General features: G+C 67.8%; 15 protein-coding genes. 2 read left to right on the forward strand and 13 right to left on the reverse strand.

The window, feature by feature from the left end:
- Nucleotides 1–5 precede the first annotated feature (5 nt).
- The 5 genes from ACZK0Z_RS13090 to ACZK0Z_RS13110 form a co-directional block, all read right to left on the reverse strand.
- The gene (locus ACZK0Z_RS13090) at nucleotides 6–920 is read right to left on the reverse strand and encodes a homoserine kinase (protein WP_049426981.1); all 915 of its coding nucleotides are present in this window, start codon (nucleotides 918–920) and stop codon (nucleotides 6–8) included.
- Nucleotides 917–3,421, reverse strand: coding sequence for a bifunctional aspartate kinase/homoserine dehydrogenase I (gene thrA, locus ACZK0Z_RS13095; RefSeq protein ID WP_197632258.1), 2,505 nt, complete (start codon nucleotides 3,419–3,421; stop codon nucleotides 917–919). Before thrA ends, ACZK0Z_RS13090 begins: the two co-directional genes overlap by 4 nt.
- An 84-nt stretch (nucleotides 3,422–3,505) precedes the next feature.
- On the reverse strand, nucleotides 3,506–3,661 hold the full coding sequence (locus ACZK0Z_RS13100; protein WP_157804743.1) for a hypothetical protein: 156 nt from the start codon (nucleotides 3,659–3,661) through the stop codon (nucleotides 3,506–3,508).
- 117 nt (nucleotides 3,662–3,778) lie between these two features.
- Complete coding sequence (locus ACZK0Z_RS13105) at nucleotides 3,779–4,729, reverse strand: EamA family transporter (RefSeq protein ID WP_197632259.1); 951 nt, start codon at nucleotides 4,727–4,729, stop codon at nucleotides 3,779–3,781.
- A 175-nt stretch (nucleotides 4,730–4,904) separates the two neighbouring features.
- Complete coding sequence (locus tag ACZK0Z_RS13110) at nucleotides 4,905–5,600, reverse strand: helix-turn-helix domain-containing protein (RefSeq protein WP_049430935.1); 696 nt, start codon at nucleotides 5,598–5,600, stop codon at nucleotides 4,905–4,907.
- A 72-nt stretch (nucleotides 5,601–5,672) separates the two neighbouring features.
- Between ACZK0Z_RS13110 and ACZK0Z_RS13115 the strand changes: the two genes are divergently transcribed.
- On the forward strand, nucleotides 5,673–6,461 hold the full coding sequence (locus ACZK0Z_RS13115) for a DUF6491 family protein (RefSeq protein ID WP_370671888.1): 789 nt from the start codon (nucleotides 5,673–5,675) through the stop codon (nucleotides 6,459–6,461).
- Here the strand turns inward: ACZK0Z_RS13115 and ACZK0Z_RS13120 are convergent.
- The 3 genes from ACZK0Z_RS13120 to ACZK0Z_RS13130 form a co-directional block, all read right to left on the reverse strand.
- The gene (locus ACZK0Z_RS13120) at nucleotides 6,458–7,510 is read right to left on the reverse strand and encodes a linear amide C-N hydrolase (protein WP_049430938.1); all 1,053 of its coding nucleotides are present in this window, start codon (nucleotides 7,508–7,510) and stop codon (nucleotides 6,458–6,460) included. The genes ACZK0Z_RS13115 and ACZK0Z_RS13120 overlap by 4 nt on opposite strands.
- 67 nt (nucleotides 7,511–7,577) lie before the next feature.
- Nucleotides 7,578–7,991, reverse strand: coding sequence for a DUF6691 family protein (locus ACZK0Z_RS13125; protein WP_049430940.1), 414 nt, complete (start codon nucleotides 7,989–7,991; stop codon nucleotides 7,578–7,580).
- Nucleotides 7,988–8,425, reverse strand: a complete 438-nt coding sequence (locus ACZK0Z_RS13130) for a YeeE/YedE family protein (RefSeq protein ID WP_049430942.1) — start codon at nucleotides 8,423–8,425, stop codon at nucleotides 7,988–7,990. Before ACZK0Z_RS13130 ends, ACZK0Z_RS13125 begins: the two co-directional genes overlap by 4 nt.
- An 86-nt stretch (nucleotides 8,426–8,511) precedes the next feature.
- Here ACZK0Z_RS13130 and ACZK0Z_RS13135 point away from each other — a divergent pair, with 86 nt between their 5' ends.
- On the forward strand, nucleotides 8,512–8,832 hold the full coding sequence (locus ACZK0Z_RS13135) for an ArsR/SmtB family transcription factor (RefSeq protein WP_049430946.1): 321 nt from the start codon (nucleotides 8,512–8,514) through the stop codon (nucleotides 8,830–8,832).
- A gap of 15 nt (nucleotides 8,833–8,847) precedes the next feature.
- Here the strand turns inward: ACZK0Z_RS13135 and ACZK0Z_RS13140 are convergent, their stop codons facing one another.
- The 5 genes from ACZK0Z_RS13140 to ACZK0Z_RS13160 all read right to left on the reverse strand — a co-directional run bounded on the left by ACZK0Z_RS13140 (nucleotide 8,848) and on the right by ACZK0Z_RS13160 (nucleotide 14,993).
- Nucleotides 8,848–9,276: a BLUF domain-containing protein gene (locus ACZK0Z_RS13140; RefSeq protein ID WP_049430948.1), complete on the reverse strand. Its 429-nt coding sequence runs from the start codon at nucleotides 9,274–9,276 to the stop codon at nucleotides 8,848–8,850.
- A gap of 83 nt (nucleotides 9,277–9,359) precedes the next feature.
- Nucleotides 9,360–10,493 carry a response regulator gene (locus tag ACZK0Z_RS13145; protein ID WP_197632260.1) on the reverse strand — a complete coding sequence of 378 codons (1,134 nt, stop codon included), beginning with the start codon at nucleotides 10,491–10,493 and terminating at the stop codon, nucleotides 9,360–9,362.
- Nucleotides 10,490–11,065: a chemotaxis protein CheB gene (locus tag ACZK0Z_RS13150; protein ID WP_049430952.1), complete on the reverse strand. Its 576-nt coding sequence runs from the start codon at nucleotides 11,063–11,065 to the stop codon at nucleotides 10,490–10,492. Before ACZK0Z_RS13150 ends, ACZK0Z_RS13145 begins: the two co-directional genes overlap by 4 nt.
- A complete protein-coding gene (locus ACZK0Z_RS13155; RefSeq protein WP_049430956.1) occupies nucleotides 11,065–11,889 on the reverse strand; it encodes a CheR family methyltransferase in 825 nt (274 codons plus the stop codon). The genes ACZK0Z_RS13150 and ACZK0Z_RS13155 overlap by 1 nt, the downstream gene beginning before the upstream one ends.
- Entirely contained in the window at nucleotides 11,886–14,993 is a 3,108-nt protein-coding gene (locus ACZK0Z_RS13160) for a response regulator (RefSeq protein WP_197619601.1), read from the reverse strand. Before ACZK0Z_RS13160 ends, ACZK0Z_RS13155 begins: the two co-directional genes overlap by 4 nt.
- Nucleotides 14,994–15,053: the final 60 nt, after the last annotated feature.

Here is a 15,053-nt window from a genome sequence, read left to right on the forward strand (position 1 = left end):
AGGATTCAGCACAGCCGGGCTCCCGGCGCGTCCAGCGGCGACACCCAGGCATCGCTGTCGAAACCGGCGACGGCGAATGCCGCCTGCACCGGCGCCACGGCAGCGTGGGCCCGCTCGGCATCTTCAAACCAGGCGAACACGCTCGGACCGGCACCAGAGATGCCTGCCCCCATCGCCTGTGCCGATAGCGCCGCATCGCGTGCTGCCTCGAAGCCCGCAATCAGGCCGGCGCGTCGTGGCTCCACCAGCACATCACGCAGGCCAGCACGGACCAGCGCGGCGTCGTTGCGATGGCAGCCGCTGAGTACCAGCGCGAGGTTCGCGCTCTGCGCCACGAACTCACCCAGCGCATAGCTGCCCTGCAGCGCCTGGCGGGCGCGACGCGTCTCAAGCACCGCGTGTGGGTGCACCAGCAGGCTGTGCCACGTGGCCGGCACCGGGATCGGCAGCAGGCGATCGGCCGTGCACAGCGCGAGGCCGCCCAGCAGCAACGGACCCACGTTGTCACCGTGGCGGCCACCGCTGGCCACTGCTTCGCCATCCAGCGCAAACGGGTAAAGCGCCTCGCGCGACAGCGGCGCATCCAGCAGTGCGTTGGCCGCCACCAGCGCCGCCACGCACGATGCCGCCGATCCGCCCATGCCCGAGCCGAACGGAATGCCCTTGTCGATCTCGATGGCGAAACCGAAGTCCAGTCCGAGCCCTGCGCGCAGCGACATCAGCGCAGCTCCGGCGGTATTGCCGGCCGCTTTCAACGGCAGCTCGACCGCACTGCCCCGGATCGCCTCGATGCGTACCATCGGCTCATCGATGCGGCGCACGCTCACAGTATCGCCAACCCCGGCGATGGCATGACCAAGAATGTCGAAGCCCACCGCCACGTTGGCCACCGACGCAGGCGCAAACGCACGTGCGATCACAGGCGCGCTCCTTCACCGGCAGCCACCCGCAGCAGGTCGGCGAACACTCCGGCGGCGGTCACTTCCGGACCCGCACCCGGCCCCTGCACCACCAACGGGTTGTCGCAGTAGCGGCGGGTACGGAACTGCACCACGTTGTCGGTCAGCCGCAGGTTGGCGAAGGCGTGATCGGCCGGCAGCTCCTGCAGACCCACCGAAGCACCATCGGCGCCAAGCCGCGCCACATAGCGCAGCACGGCACCGCGCGCCCGCGCATCGTGCAACCGCTGCAGCAGGCTGGCATCGGACTCGCCCAGGCGCGCCATGAAGTCATCCACACTGCCCTCGCGCAGCAGCGCCGGCACCAGGCTTTCCACCTGTACCTGCTCCAGGCTGAGCGCATGGCCGGCCTCGCGCGCCAGGATCACCAGCTTGCGTGCCACGTCCACGCCGGACAGGTCATCGCGCGGGTCCGGCTCGGTGTAGCCCATCGACCGCGCCTGCGCGACCAGCGAAGAAAATGGCTGGCTGCCGTCGAAGCGATTGAACAGCCAGGCCAGCGTGCCGGAGAAAATACCTTCGATGGCCAGCACCTCGTCGCCCGTATCCATCAGATCACGCAGTGTGGTGATCACCGGCAGGCCCGCGCCCACCGTGGCCTCGTAGCGGAAGCGCGCACCACTGGCGGCCGCAGCAGCACGGATGCGCTGGTAGCGTGGCAGCGGCCCGGCACCGGCCTGTTTGTTCGGGGTGACCACATGGATGCCGGCCGCCAGCCAGCCCTCATAACGCTCGGCCACCTCGGCGCTGCCACTGCAGTCGATCACCACCGCATGCGGCAGGTGCGCGGCCAGCAGGTGTTCGGTGAAGCGATCGAGGTCGCTGGACTCCCCCGCGTCCTGCAGTGCCTCCCGCCAATCGGCGTGCAGGCCGTCCACTTCCAGCCGCATGCGCGAGCGCGAGGCCATCGCACGCAGGCGCAGGTCGACATTGGCCTTGGCCAGCAGTTGCGGGCGCGCCGCCAGCAGCTGGTCAAGCAGTGCCGCGCCGACATTGCCCGGCCCGATCACGCCCACCGCAAACGTCTGCGGCGACAGCCAGAAGCCGGCATGTGCGGCGCGCAATGCGCGGGTGGCATCGGCACTGTCCACCGCCACCGAGATGTTGCGCTCCGACGAGCCCTGCGCGATCGCCAGGATGTTCACCTGCGCACGACCCAGGGCTTCGAACAGGCGGGCCGCCACGCCCGGCTGGCCGGCCATGCCATCGCCCACCGCGGCCAGCACGCTGACGCCCCCGCTGACCTGGACGCGCTGCACTTGGCCGACCGACAGTTCATGCGCGAATGCGTGCAACAGCGCCTCGCGCCCCCGCGCGGCTTCGGCGGCACGCACCACGCAGCAGATCGAATGTTCCGACGAGCCCTGCGAGATCATCACCACCGACACCTGCGCCTGGCGCAGCGCGGCGAACACACGCTCGGCCGTACCGGGCACGCCGATCAAGCCGGTGCCTTCCAGGTTCAGCAGGGCCAGCCCGGGGCTCAGGGTCAGGCCCTTCACCGGCCCACGCGGTGAGCGCTCTGCCGAGATGCGCGTACCGGGATGCGCCGGCTGGAAGGTATTGCGGATGAAGATCGGCAGGCCCAGGCGGATCGCCGGCGACATCGTCTGCGGGTGCACAACCTTGGCCCCGAAATAGGCCAGCTCGCAGGCTTCGTCGTAGCTCAGCGATTCCAGCTGTACCGCCTCGGGCACCAGCCGCGGGTCGGCCGACAGCACGCCATCGACATCTGTCCAGATGTGCAGTTCATCGGCGTTGAACAACGCGGCGAAGATCGCACCGGAATAGTCGCTGCCATTGCGTCCGAGCGTGGTGATGCGATCGTGGCGGTCACGGGCGACGAAACCCGTGGCAACCACCCGCGGCTGGGGATGCTGCAGGCGCCACTTGGCCAAGCGGTCCGCACTAGCTTCCCAGTCGACATCCACACCCAGTTCGCCATGGCCGACCACCAGCACATCGCGCGCATCCAGCACCGCGCAGTCTTCGCCCAGCGCCTGCAGGTGCGTGCCGAGCAGCTGCGCGGAGAATACTTCGCCCAGGCCCTGCACGCGGTCGAGTACTTCGCGCGGCAGCTCGCCGATCACCGCCAGCGCCGCCAGTACCTCGGCCAACTGCTCGAAGCGGGCATCGATCCATTCCACGGTCTCGCCCACCTGCTCGCCCAGCAGCGCCACGGCGGCGCCCCGATGGCGTGCGCGCAGCGCATACCAGGCCTCGCGCCACCCTTCGTCGCCCTTGGCCGCCAGCTGCGCCAGCTCGATCAGCGCGTCAGTGACGCCCTTCATTGCCGAAACGACAGTGACCTGCAGCGATTCGGGACGCGCCAGCAGCAGGCCGGCGACATGGCGGTAGCGCTCGGCGTCGGCCACCGACGTGCCGCCGAACTTGTGCACGACGATGGACGGTGCGGCCAGATCGGCCGGGGCAACGGGTTGGGCGGGGGCGTGGGAAGACATGCAGACCTCGGCAGGAGGCCCCGTCGCATGCAAGTGTCGAGTCTCCCCGCCACCTGGATGGTGCGGGGCCGTGGTTTTCGGGAGTTACACGAAGACGACGGGCCGCACCAGGCGAGTGGTGACGGTGGTGGTGGTAATGGTGGTGATGGCGACCGGCACAGTCGAACGGCCCGCAGTGGCGGGGGCGATCAGGCTGGCGTGGGCGGCATCAAGGACCATGGCGTACAGAAAACACTGCACGCCGGGCGGCTGTCAAGTGCTGCGATGCAAAATTTCTCTGCGGCGATCATCGGCCAACGTGCCGGCATTTGGTTGCAACTGAGACAAAGTGGACATCAGCGCGCTTGCGGGCCGTATTCAGCCGGCATGTTCGGCGATTGCCCGCGGCGTGCGATGTGCATGCGCGCACAGCATCACACCCGCCACCAGGATCACGATTGCCAGCGCCTCCAGCAGCGTCGGCCAACGCTGCTGCCAGGCGAAGGCGTACAGCAGCGCGAACAGCGTCTCGAACACAATCATCTGCCCGGTGAGGGTCAGTGGCAGCAGGCGACTGGCCCGGTTCCAGAATGCGTTGCCGAGGATCGAGGCCACCACTGCCACACCCGCACTGATGGCCCAGAACCCGCTCCATTGCGCCGCCGAATGGCTGCCGGTGTGACCGATGAAGGCCATCGGCACCAGCAGCAGGGCCAGGCCACCGGTGGTGACGCCGGTCAGCAGTGACCAGTCGTGGCTGGACAGGTCCGGCCGGCGCGCCAGCCAGCGGCTGTTGCCGATCGAGTACAGTGCCCACGAGAACAGCGCGCCAAACGCGCACAACAGGCCGATCAGGCGCTGCCGCCACGGGGTTGCCAGGTGCTCGGACATCAGTGCCTCCCAGCCGACCAAGGCCACGCCGAGCACGCACAGGCCCAACGCCGGCAGCAGCTGCTTCAAAGGCACTGCACCCTGTTCGCGCACGCCGACCAGGGTGACCACCGCCGGAATCAGGCCGACAATCAGGGACGCCGCCGCGCCGCCTGCCCACTGCACCGCGGTGGCCAGCAACAGGAAGTACACGAGGTTGCCAGCCAGGCTCAGCCACAGCAGGCCGATCCATTCGGCGCGACCGAGCTTCGGCGCCAGCCGTTTCCAGCGCGGCAGCAACAGGGCTACGGCAATCAGGCCATAGACCAGGTAGCGACCGGCGGACAGTTGCAGGGCGTTGAACGACTGCAGCACAGCGGGCGCGAGGAAGACCACGCCCCAGAGCGCGCCGGCGGCAACGCCATTGGCGATGCCCAGGGCCATCGGGTTGTTGCGCATTCGGGTTCTTCGGGGGAGAGAGAACAGGCCGCGCAGTGTAAGCGCTGGCCGGTGCACGCTCTTGACCCAGGCTACTGCCCTGCGCTGTCGCTGATCTGTAGAGCCGAGCCCATGCTCGGCTGCGATTGCCCGCTGTGTAGATAAAGGCAGCCGAGCGTGGGCTCGGCTCTACAGGTCAGATGGCGCCCCGGCGCCACGCTGCGGGGGTCTGGCCGCACTCGCGGCGCAGCGCTCGGGTCAGTGCGCTCTGCTCGGAATAGCCTGCAGCGAGTGCGATATCGCAGATCGACGCGGTGCTGGTGCGCAGCTGGTGCTTGGCCCAGCGCAACCGGCACGCACTGAGCCAAGCCTGCGGGCTGAGCCCGAACTCACGCTGGAACAGCGCATGCAAGCGGCTCTCGCCGACACCCACGAACGCGGCCATGCGCGCCACCGGCCACGCCTGGCCGGGCTCCGCCTGCACTGCCGCGCACAGCCCCTGCATGCGTGCGCCACTGCCGGCGGGGGCAAACACCTGCAACAACTGCGGCAACAGCGCCGGCATCGGTTGCCCAGCCTGTACGCTGGCAAGACGCCGGCGCAGCGCCAATGGCAGGTAAAGCCAGCGTTGGCGGCACAGATGCTCCTGCGTGCCGTCATCGAGCACACCCGGGGCACAATCGACGATCACGAAACCATTCGGCCCATCCGCCATCTGGTCATGCGCCTCACCGGCGGCAACGAATGCCCCCTGCAGGACGTCCAGGCGACCACCGCGGCCTTCCATTTCGAATTGCAGTTCACCCCGCAGCGGCAGCACCCACTGCGCATAGTCATGGCGGTCCAGGCCGGTGGCCTGGCCGTAGTGCCGCAGGTGGAAGATGGCGCCCATCGGCGCAGTGTGCGCGTGTAATACCGGCCGCGCAAACCGCTGCTATAGTCGATCCGTCATCCAACGCAGGGAATGCAGGTCATGACCGATCAGTACGTGCGCCTGGTGCTTGCTGCCGGCCTCGGCCTGGCCCTCGCCGCGACGGCCTCCGCACAGCAACGTATGCCACCGGCACCGCATTGCATGGACGCTGTCGGAGTGCAGGAAGTGGAGCAGGCCTCGCCGCGCTCGATTGCCCTGCGCGCTGCGTCCGGCCAGGCCTATCGCATCGATTTCAGCGAGGATTGCCCCGGGGTCCGCGCAGCCACCACCTTGAAGCTGGAAGCGCCCGCCGGTTGGGCCTGCGGCCGACCCAGCGAGCGCGTCGTGGTTGACGGCCGCAGCTGCGCCGTCAGCGCGGTCACGCCGGTACAGAACCGCGACTATGCCAGCGTGGCCCGCGACAGCGACCGCCTGCGCACCGCTACCCTGCCCGCCATGACCATCCGCGAACGCAAGGAGGTGCGCCGCAGCTTCGGCGGCTCGCCCTCGTACTGCTTCGCGACCCGCAACGTGCGCGCATGGTCGTCCGATCCGCAGGGCATGCTGGTGGAGACCAATCCGCGCCGCAATGGCGGGCATCGCTACTACCGCGTGGAACTCGGCAGCCATTGCCGCCAGCTTGATCGTGCGCCACAGCTCAGCTTCCACTCCGGCCTGCAGAATGGCCTGATCTGCGGCAATCCCGGCGACCGGGTCACGACCGCCGGGTTCGAAGCAGGCGACCTGCGCCATGACGGGATCGCGCCGCTGCCGCAGTACACCCGCGGCAGCTGCACGATCCAGGCGGTCTACCCGGCCTCCGGCCAGGCGTCGAACTAACCGTCGACGCCGAGGAAGGTGAACGGTGCGCTGGGCACGAACTGGCCCAGTGCATCGCCGGAGAAGGTATTGCGCTGGTCCGGGCCAAGATCCAGCTTGAGCACCTTGCCACCGAAATCGACCTTGTTCAGATCGACCCAGAACGTGTTCGGGGTCAGTGCGGATTCGAAGAAGTACAGCCTCCGCTTGTGGTCGGCCACGGTGCGCCAGCGCGTGGATGAAATGTTCGGCTCGCCCGGCGTGGTGATGCCGTAGGGCACCGAGGTATTGCGGATCACGCTGAACACACTGGCCAGCGCCACGACCGGGTCTTCGGCCTTGGGAATGGCGTTGATGTAGAAAGAGGCGCGCGCGAAGCGGTCGGCGGAACGGTTGGTGCCCGGCAGCATCACCGTGCCACCGATCTGCTGCCAGTAGGTGTTGAGCGCCAGCTGCTGCTCGAAGATCGGCGAGTTGGTCATCACCTGGTAGCGCCGGTCATGATGGATCACCTGACGACCGCCGATGTACTCGACGATGGCGCTGTCGCCGCTGGCATCGGACAGCGACAGGTGCAGCGTCGCCTGGCGATCCTCACCGGGCACCTTGTCCGTGACGATCGAATACGGTTCACGCCTCAGCGCTGCCACCGCCTCGTCCACCGTGGCGAAGTTGTCCAGCACGTACTGTGCCCACAGCGAGATGGCCAGGCCCGGTTTGGTGCCACGCTGCTGTGGATACTCCGATTCGACCAGCCACAGCAGGTTGGCCACCAGGCCCTTTTCGTTCATGCCATCGGTGGTCGACACGTCGTAGCCGGTCGCCACCACCGAGCCGTAGCGCGCGGTCCAGGCCAACGACTTCGGGCCTGCCTGGCCGGTGCGCGCAATGCCGCGCGGCAGTATGTAGAGGTTGGTCGCCACATCGACCTTCCAGTCCATCGAGCGCGCGGTGATCACATCACCGTTGTCGCCCAGGTACACCGCGCGCGTGCAGGCCAGAGCCGGTGCCACGGCTGCGGCCAGCGCGACCACCAGCATCCCTCTTCCCATCCACTTCATCCGTGCCATGTCGTTGCACTCCTTTCCCCGTGATCCGAAGATAGGACCCCAAGCAGGGTGACACAAGGGTGAAGCCTCAACGGACGAAGCGGTCGTGCAGCCAGAATCCTGCAAGCATCGCCGGCACGAACCACAGGGATTCGCGCGATGCCACGGCCAGCCCGGCGATGGCCGGGCCCGGGCAATAGCCCGCCCAGCCCCAGCCGATGCCGAACAGCGCGGCACCCAGCAGCAGGCGAGCATCGACACCCCGGGCAGCAGGCAGCTGGAAGTGGAGCGAGAACCACGGCTGCACGCGCCGCAGCACCCAACGCTGTCCGACCGCACTGACCAGCAGCGCCGAGCCCAGCACCCACATCAGCGTGGGATCGAAGTCGCCCGTGATGTCGAGGAAGCCGAGGACACGACGCGCGTCGGTCATTCCCGAAAGCGCCAACCCCATGCCAAACAATGCGCCCGCCGCGCCGGCGGCCCAGACTGCGCGGCTCATGCCAGGCCTCCGCCATGACGGACCAGGAAGGTGGTCAGCATCGCGCAGGCCATGAACACCAGCACGGCTGCCAGCGAACGCTTTGAGCCGCGGGCCATGCCGCAGACGCCGTGACCACTGGTGCAGCCATTGCCCAGCCGTGTACCGAAGCCGACCAGCAGCCCGGCTCCGATCAACTGCCAGGCCGGCAAAGCATCACGCAGCAACACGCGTGGCGATGCCTCGGGCACCGATTGCCACCACAGTACCAGCCCAGCCGACGCGAGCAGTCCGGCCAGGAAGGCCCAGCGCCAGCCACGCTCGCCTTTGGCTGCGTGCAGGCTGCCCGCGGCGATGCCGCTGATGCCCGCCACGCGTCCGATGGTGGCGAGCAACAGCACCGCAGCGGCGCCGATCAACGCACCACCTGCCACTGCACTCCATGGCACGTTCATGCCCTGCCCTCTTCACTGCCGCACATGGGATTGTCCATTTATTTAGATTATTCTAAATTAGATCATCCTAAACAAAATGGTCAACCATGGCCCGCACCCAGCTCGACAGCGCCGCGATGGCCGAACACGCTTCACAGGCAGCCACGCTGCTCAAAAGCCTCGCCCACCCGGCCCGGTTGCGGGTGCTGTGCCGCCTGGTAGAAGGTGAGGCACCGGTGCCGGAACTGCAGGCACTGACCGGCCTGAGCGCATCGGCGCTGTCACAGCACCTGGCGGTACTGCGCGGACTGGATATCGTGGCGACCCGGCGCGAAGCACAGGCAATCCACTACCGGGTCATTGAAGGGCCGGCGCTGGGCGTGCTGCAGGCGCTGCATGCGGCCTACTGCGGTGGTACTTCGCGCTGAATCCGGCGCAGGCCTTCAACCAGCGTGCAGCACCGGCTGCACCACCTGATCGAGCAGGTCCACCGGCGTCGGTGCCGAACGGTCGCCCTGCAGGGTGCGGGTGAACCCTGACCAGTCACTGGAAGAAAGCTGGCGCAGCATCGCCGCGTCGACCGGGAGCGACCGCATCGCCCAATAGGGAAACTGGCGCTGGCCCAGGCGCCCGCGTGCCAGTTCGATGATGTCGATGTGGCTTCCTGCCTGCAGGATGCGCTCGTAGACCGAATCGATGCCGTCCGGCGGACCCTCGATGTACTGCAGGAAACGTTCGCCGTCATGCAGCAGCACGCCGGTCACCCCTGCCAGCTTGTTGAAACGTGCCGCGTCTTCCACCAGCCGATGCAGGCGCTCGGCGGAAAGGTCCGGCAGCGCCCGGCTGACGTAGGCGATGACGCGCAATGGCATGGCGCTTCCCTGGCAGGATGTGCACCCACGGTAGCAGTTGCGGACGAGTCCGTCTCAGTCCGCCGGGCCGTTGCCTGAAGAGTTCAGGTTGCCGCCATGACCGCGCCGTCGAAACGCCGTGGCAGCACTGCCTCGAACACCACCTGCCCCGCTTCGTTGCGGGCCGCAATGCGCCCGCCGTGCGCGCGGACGAACTGATCGACGATGTACAGGCCAAGGCCCAGGCCCTTGCTCTGGTGGAAGCTGGCCTTGAAGGGCTCGAACAGTCGCGGCAACAGCGCATCATCGATCCGGCCGGCGTTACTGACCCGCAGCAGCACGCTGCGCGGGTCGCGCCCATCCACCTCCACCCTGGCCTCGCTGCCATGGGTCAGCGCATTGCCGACCAGGTTGGCGGCGACCTGGCCAAGGCGATCCAGATCGCCCTGCAGCCGCGTGTCTCCCTGCATGTCCAGGCGGATCCGGTCCATCCCATGCGCGCTGCCTGCTTCGGCCACTACCGCGCGCGTCACGTCGGCCAGATCGCAGGCACTTGCCTCCAGCCTCAGGCCACCGCTGCGGATCCGCGAGAAATCCAGCAGCTGCTCGACCATCCGCGCCATCCGCAGGGTGCTGGCTTCCAGGTACTGAAGGGTCTGCTGCGCGCCTGCGTTGCCTTCCGGAAGCTCCAGCGCCAGCTTGTCGGTGCACAGCAGGATCGCCGACAGCGGCGTGCGCAGATCGTGGGTCAGCACCGCGGCCATCGTCTCGTTGAGCTTCAACGCGCGCTCCAGTGCCTCGTTGCGCGCCTTCAGCAACTGCCGCTGCTGGTACAGCTCGATGAAGACATTGACCTTGCTCAGGATCACCTGTGGCGCCACCGGCTTGTGCAGGAAATCCACGGCGCCGCTCTCGTAGCCCTTGAAGACGCGCAGCGGATCGTCAGGCGAGGCGGTCAGGAAGATGATCGGCACGTCGCGACTGCGATGCGAACCGCGCATCAGCTCGGCCAGGGTGAAGCCATCGATCTCGGGCATGTGCACGTCGAGCAGGGCCAGGGCCACTTCGTGCTCCAGCAACAACTCCAGTGCCTGCGCACCCGAGCCAGCCAGCAGCAGGTTGACCCCTTCGCGCTGCAGCAATGCCTGCATGGCTACCAGGTTCTGCGGCACGTCGTCGACGATCAGCAGGTTGACCCGGGTCTGCGAGTGCGCAGGGTCCGGTGGCAGCAGGTTCATGCAAACGACTCCTTCAGGCGGCGACACATCATTTCAAGAGGCAGCACGGCATCGGCACCGGCGTACTGCAGGGCGGACGCCGGCATCATCGACGCCTCGGCTTCCTCGGGACATTGCAGCCAGGCACGGCCACCGGCAGCACGCACCGCGGCGACACCTTCGCTGCCATCGCTGCTGGCGCCGGTCAGCAACAGTGCAAGCACCTGCGGGCCGAACACCGCGGCGGCGGATTCAAACAACGGGTCGATGGCCGGCCGCGAGAACAGCACCGGCGCATCCACCGACAACGCCAGCGAACCGGCGTCTTCCACCAGCAGGTGGTAGTCCGGTGGCGCGAACGTCACCGTACCGGGCTGCAGTGGCTGCTTGTCCTCGGCCTCGCGCACCGGCAACGCGCAGTACGGCGCCAGCACCTCGGCGATGCGGCTGGTGCGGTCACGCGGCAGGTGCAGCACGGCCAGCACCGGCGCCGGCAGCCCCGACGGCAACGCACCCAGCACGGCCTGCAGGGCCGCGACCCCACCCGCCGACGCACCGATCACCAGCAGCGCGGGACGCGCCGGCACCACCATCAGGCCACCTTCCGGTACAGGCGGTGCTCGCGCGAACAGACCTCGAAGGCATCGTGGTGACGCCCGAACTGCAGCGACTCCTTGCTGCCCAGGCCGAGGAAGCCACGATGCACCAGCGCCTCGCGGAACAGGCCGACGGCGCGGTCCTGCAGGTCGCGGTTGAAATAGATCAGCACGTTGCGGCACGACACCAGGTGCACTTCGGAGAACACGGTATCGGTGGCCAGGCTGTGATCGGCGAACACCACGTTGCGGCGCAGCTGGCGGTCGAACACCGCACCATCGTAGGCGGTGGCGTAGTAGTCGGACAGCGACGCCGTGCCACCGGCGGCCAGGTAGTTGCGGCTGAACTGGGCCATCCGGTCGATGCCATAGGCACCCGCCTCGGCGGTGGTCAGCGCGGCCGGATTGATGTCGGTGGCATAGACGATGCTGCGATCAAGCAGACCCTCTTCGTGCAGCAGGATCGCCAGCGACCACACTTCCTCACCGGTGCTGCAGCCGGCCACCCACAGCTTCACCGAGGGATAGGTGCGCAGTACCGGCACCACCTGCTCGCGCAGCTCACGGAAATACGCAGGGTCACGGAACATTTCCGAGACCTGCACCGTGAAGAACTGCATGGCCTGGGCGAACAGTTCCGGCTCGTGCAGCAGGCGGTGCTGCAGGTCAGACAGGCGCTCACATTCGTAACGCTGCATGGCCTGGCGCATGCGCCGGCGCAGCGACGATACCGCGTAGCTGCGGAAATCATAGTGGTAGCGCTGGTAAAGCGCCTCCAGCAGGACCTTCAGCTCCAGGTCGAACAGGGCCTGTTCGTTCATTGCCGCGAGCACCAGACCCGGCACAGCGAGACCAGCTTGTCGACGTCGATCGGCTTGGCGATGTAATCGTTGGCGCCCGCCTGCAGGCAGCGCTCGCGATCGTCGGGCATGGCCTTGGCGGTCAGCGCGATGATCGGCAGGTCCTGCAGGTGGCGCTGCGCACGGATCTCGCGCATCGCGGCAAGGCCATCCTTCTCCGGCATCATGATGTCCATCAGCACCAGGTCGACCTCGCGCTCGGCCAGCCGATCCACCGCTTCCTGGCCATTGCGCGCGATCTCCAGCGTGACGCCGAGCGGTTCGAGCACACTGGACAGTGCGAAGATGTTGCGCACGTCGTCCTCGGCCAGCAGCACCGTCCGACCGTCGAGCACGGTGTCGCGACGGCGGGCCTCGCGCAGCAGGCGCTGCTGGTCGCTGGGCAGGCTGGCCTCCACGCTGTGCAGGAACAGGGTCACCTCGTCCAGCAGGCGCTCGGGCGAACGTGCGCCCTTGATGATGATGCTCTTGGAATAGCGGCGCAGGCGCTGCTCTTCCTCGCGGCTGAGCGCGCGGCCGGTGTAGACGATCACCGGCGGGAAACCGACGTCATCGTTGCCGGCCATGTGTTCGAGCAGGTCGTAGCCGCTGCCGTCGGGCAGCGACAGGTCCATCACCATGCAGTCGAACGTGACCGTGCTGAGCTGTTCCAGCGCACCGGCCAGGGTGCCCACCGCGACAATCTGCAGCTGGTCGCGGCCCAGCAACAGTTCCAGGTTGTGGCGCAGCTCGTTGTCGTCCTCCACGATCAGCAGCCGCCGCACGTCGCGCTGGCTGGTCTGTTCCAGCTGCTCGATGGCCGTCACCAGACGCTCGCGCGTGGTCGGCTTGATCGCAAAACCGATCGCGCCCAGCTCGCGCGCCACCTGGCTGCGGTCCGTCGCCGAGACCACATGCACCGGGATGTGCCGGGTATCAGGGTTGCGCTTCAGGCGCTCCAGCACGCTCAGGCCCGACACGTCCGGCAGGCCGATATCGAGCAGGATGCCGTTCGGACGCAGTTCGCTGGCCAGCGCCAGCGCCTCTTCCGCCGTGCCTGCCACCACGCAGTCGAAGTCCAGTTCATGGGCCAGGGCCACCAGTGCTTCGGCGAACGTGGCATCGTCCTCGACCGCCAGGATCAGGCGCCCGGCGCGCTGGCGGCGACCGCGGTCGTCGGCTACGCCGGCCATCGCAGCAACCGGCGCTGCCGCGGTCGCAGCGCGTACGGGCGCGGCCGGCAGCACGACCGGCGCCGTCGGCGGCGCTGCCACGGGGACCTCGGCAGCGTCGGCTGCGCTCGCCGCGGGCGCACCCTGCAACGGCAGCTCCAGGATGAAGCAGCTGCCGCGCCCGGGCTCACTGTCGACCTGGATGCCGCCGCCCATGCGCTCGGCCAGATCGCGCGAGATCGACAGGCCCAGGCCGGTACCGCCGTAGCGACGGCGGGTGCTGCCATCGGCCTGGCGGAACGCTTCGAAGATGACATCCAGCTGCTCGCGGGCAATGCCGATGCCGGTGTCACAGACCTCGAACCGGATGCGGCCGTTGCCGCCGGCACGCACGTGCAGGCTGACCTTGCCATGCTCGGTGAACTTCACCGCGTTGGCCAGCAGGTTCTTCAGGATCTGCTGCAGCCGCTGGCCGTCAACCACCATCTGGCTCGGTGCCAGGGCGTCGGCCTCGATCTGCAGGGCCAGGCCCTTCTGCCGCGCCATCGGCTCGAACGTCTCGCGCAGGCGCTGCAGCGCGCTCTCGACCACCACCACTTCATCGGACAGTTCGACATGGCCGGCCTCGATGCGCGACAGGTCGAGGATGTCGTTGATCAGCGCCAGCAGGTCGTTGTTGGACGACAGGATCGCGCGGGCGTACTTCACCTGCTCCTCGGTGAGCGTGCCGTCCTTGTTGTCGGCCAGCAGCTTGGCCAGGATCAGCGAGCTGTTCAGCGGCGTGCGCAGCTCGTGCGACATGTTGGCCAGGAATTCGGACTTGTAGCGCGACGTAGCCGCCAGCTCGTTGCTGTTGCGCACCAGCTGTGACTGTGCAACCAGCAGCGCCTGCTTCTGCGCTTCCAGCTCGTGGGTGCGCTCTTCCAGCTGCACGTTGCTCTGTTCCAGCTCGGCCTGCTGCTCTTCCAGATGGCTCTGCGACTGCTGCAGGCTGCGGCTCTGCTCTTCCAGCTCTTCGTTGGCCACCCGCAGCTCTTCCTGCTGCGCCTGCAGTTCCTCGCCCTGCCGCTGTGACTCTTCCAGCAGCACGACCAGCTGTGCGCGCAGCAGCGAAGCGCGCAGGGCCATGCCGATCGTCTCGGCGCAGCGCTCCAGCAGCTCACGATCCAGATCACGCTGTTCACCCGCCCGCGCGCGGCCCAGCTCGACGACACCGACCACCGCACCATCGCTGCTGATCGGCGCCAGGATGCGCTCGCGCACCGGCAGCCGGCCCAGGCTGGTCTGCAGTTCGAGCACGGCAGCGTCTTCGCCGCGCAGGTGGCGGATGCGTTCGTCCCGCGCAACCTGCCCGGCCAGTCCTTCGTGCAGGGCCAGGGAGGCCGGCGTCCCAGAGGGCAGCGCCACGCCACCGGTCAGCTGCAGCCGACCGCCGTCCAGCCGATAGACCGCACCGACCTCTGCGCCCAGCTGCCCGGCCAGGCTCACTGCTGCCGCTTCGGCGATCTGCTCCGGCCCGAGGTCACCGCGCAGGCTCATCGCCACGGCATTCTCAGCCTCCTGCAGCCAGAGCGCGCGCATCGCCTGGCGCCGGGCCTGGATCGCGCGCGAGACGATCAGTGCGATCATCAGGAAGGCGCAGCCACCCACGGTACGGTTGACAAGCGAGAACGACGAATTGTTGCTGGCTGGCGCAACGTTGAAGCCGATCACCAGCAGGACACAGGCGATCACCGCGACCACGAACGGCGCGCGTGCACTGCGCTGGAACACCGTCACGCCGACCGCGAGGAAGTAGGCCAGCCATACCGCGTAGCCGAGCGGGACGACCAGTTCCAACGCGATGGTCGCGGCCAGGAGCAAGGCGGACGTCATCCAGATCCAGCGGTCACGCGTAGTCGCACCAGGACGCATGCAGGTCGGTTCCAGAAGGCAAAGGGTGGAAGATGGTACTCCGTGTCGCATTCAGCCGCA

This window comes from Stenotrophomonas sp. 116085_Sma, assembly GCF_056479585.1.

What these genes read in the sequence shown, in the direction of transcription:
- ACZK0Z_RS13105 (WP_197632259.1), bottom strand. Translation starts at nt 4,729, where the DNA reads ATGCGCAACAACCCGATGGCCCTGGGCATCGCCAATGGCGTTGCCGCC.
- ACZK0Z_RS13125 (WP_049430940.1), bottom strand. Translation starts at nt 7,991, where the DNA reads ATGAGCCGCGCAGTCTGGGCCGCCGGCGCGGCGGGCGCATTGTTTGGC.
- ACZK0Z_RS13115 (WP_370671888.1), top strand. Translation starts at nt 5,673, where the DNA reads ATGCAGGTCATGACCGATCAGTACGTGCGCCTGGTGCTTGCTGCCGGC.
- ACZK0Z_RS13160 (WP_197619601.1), bottom strand. Translation starts at nt 14,993, where the DNA reads ATGCGTCCTGGTGCGACTACGCGTGACCGCTGGATCTGGATGACGTCC.
- ACZK0Z_RS13135 (WP_049430946.1), top strand. Translation starts at nt 8,512, where the DNA reads ATGGCCCGCACCCAGCTCGACAGCGCCGCGATGGCCGAACACGCTTCA.
- ACZK0Z_RS13130 (WP_049430942.1), bottom strand. Translation starts at nt 8,425, where the DNA reads ATGAACGTGCCATGGAGTGCAGTGGCAGGTGGTGCGTTGATCGGCGCC.
- ACZK0Z_RS13150 (WP_049430952.1), bottom strand. Translation starts at nt 11,065, where the DNA reads ATGGTGGTGCCGGCGCGTCCCGCGCTGCTGGTGATCGGTGCGTCGGCG.
- ACZK0Z_RS13120 (WP_049430938.1), bottom strand. Translation starts at nt 7,510, where the DNA reads ATGGCACGGATGAAGTGGATGGGAAGAGGGATGCTGGTGGTCGCGCTG.
- ACZK0Z_RS13145 (WP_197632260.1), bottom strand. Translation starts at nt 10,493, where the DNA reads ATGAACCTGCTGCCACCGGACCCTGCGCACTCGCAGACCCGGGTCAAC.
- thrA (WP_197632258.1), bottom strand. Translation starts at nt 3,421, where the DNA reads ATGTCTTCCCACGCCCCCGCCCAACCCGTTGCCCCGGCCGATCTGGCC.
- ACZK0Z_RS13155 (WP_049430956.1), bottom strand. Translation starts at nt 11,889, where the DNA reads ATGAACGAACAGGCCCTGTTCGACCTGGAGCTGAAGGTCCTGCTGGAG.
- ACZK0Z_RS13110 (WP_049430935.1), bottom strand. Translation starts at nt 5,600, where the DNA reads ATGGGCGCCATCTTCCACCTGCGGCACTACGGCCAGGCCACCGGCCTG.
- ACZK0Z_RS13140 (WP_049430948.1), bottom strand. Translation starts at nt 9,276, where the DNA reads ATGCCATTGCGCGTCATCGCCTACGTCAGCCGGGCGCTGCCGGACCTT.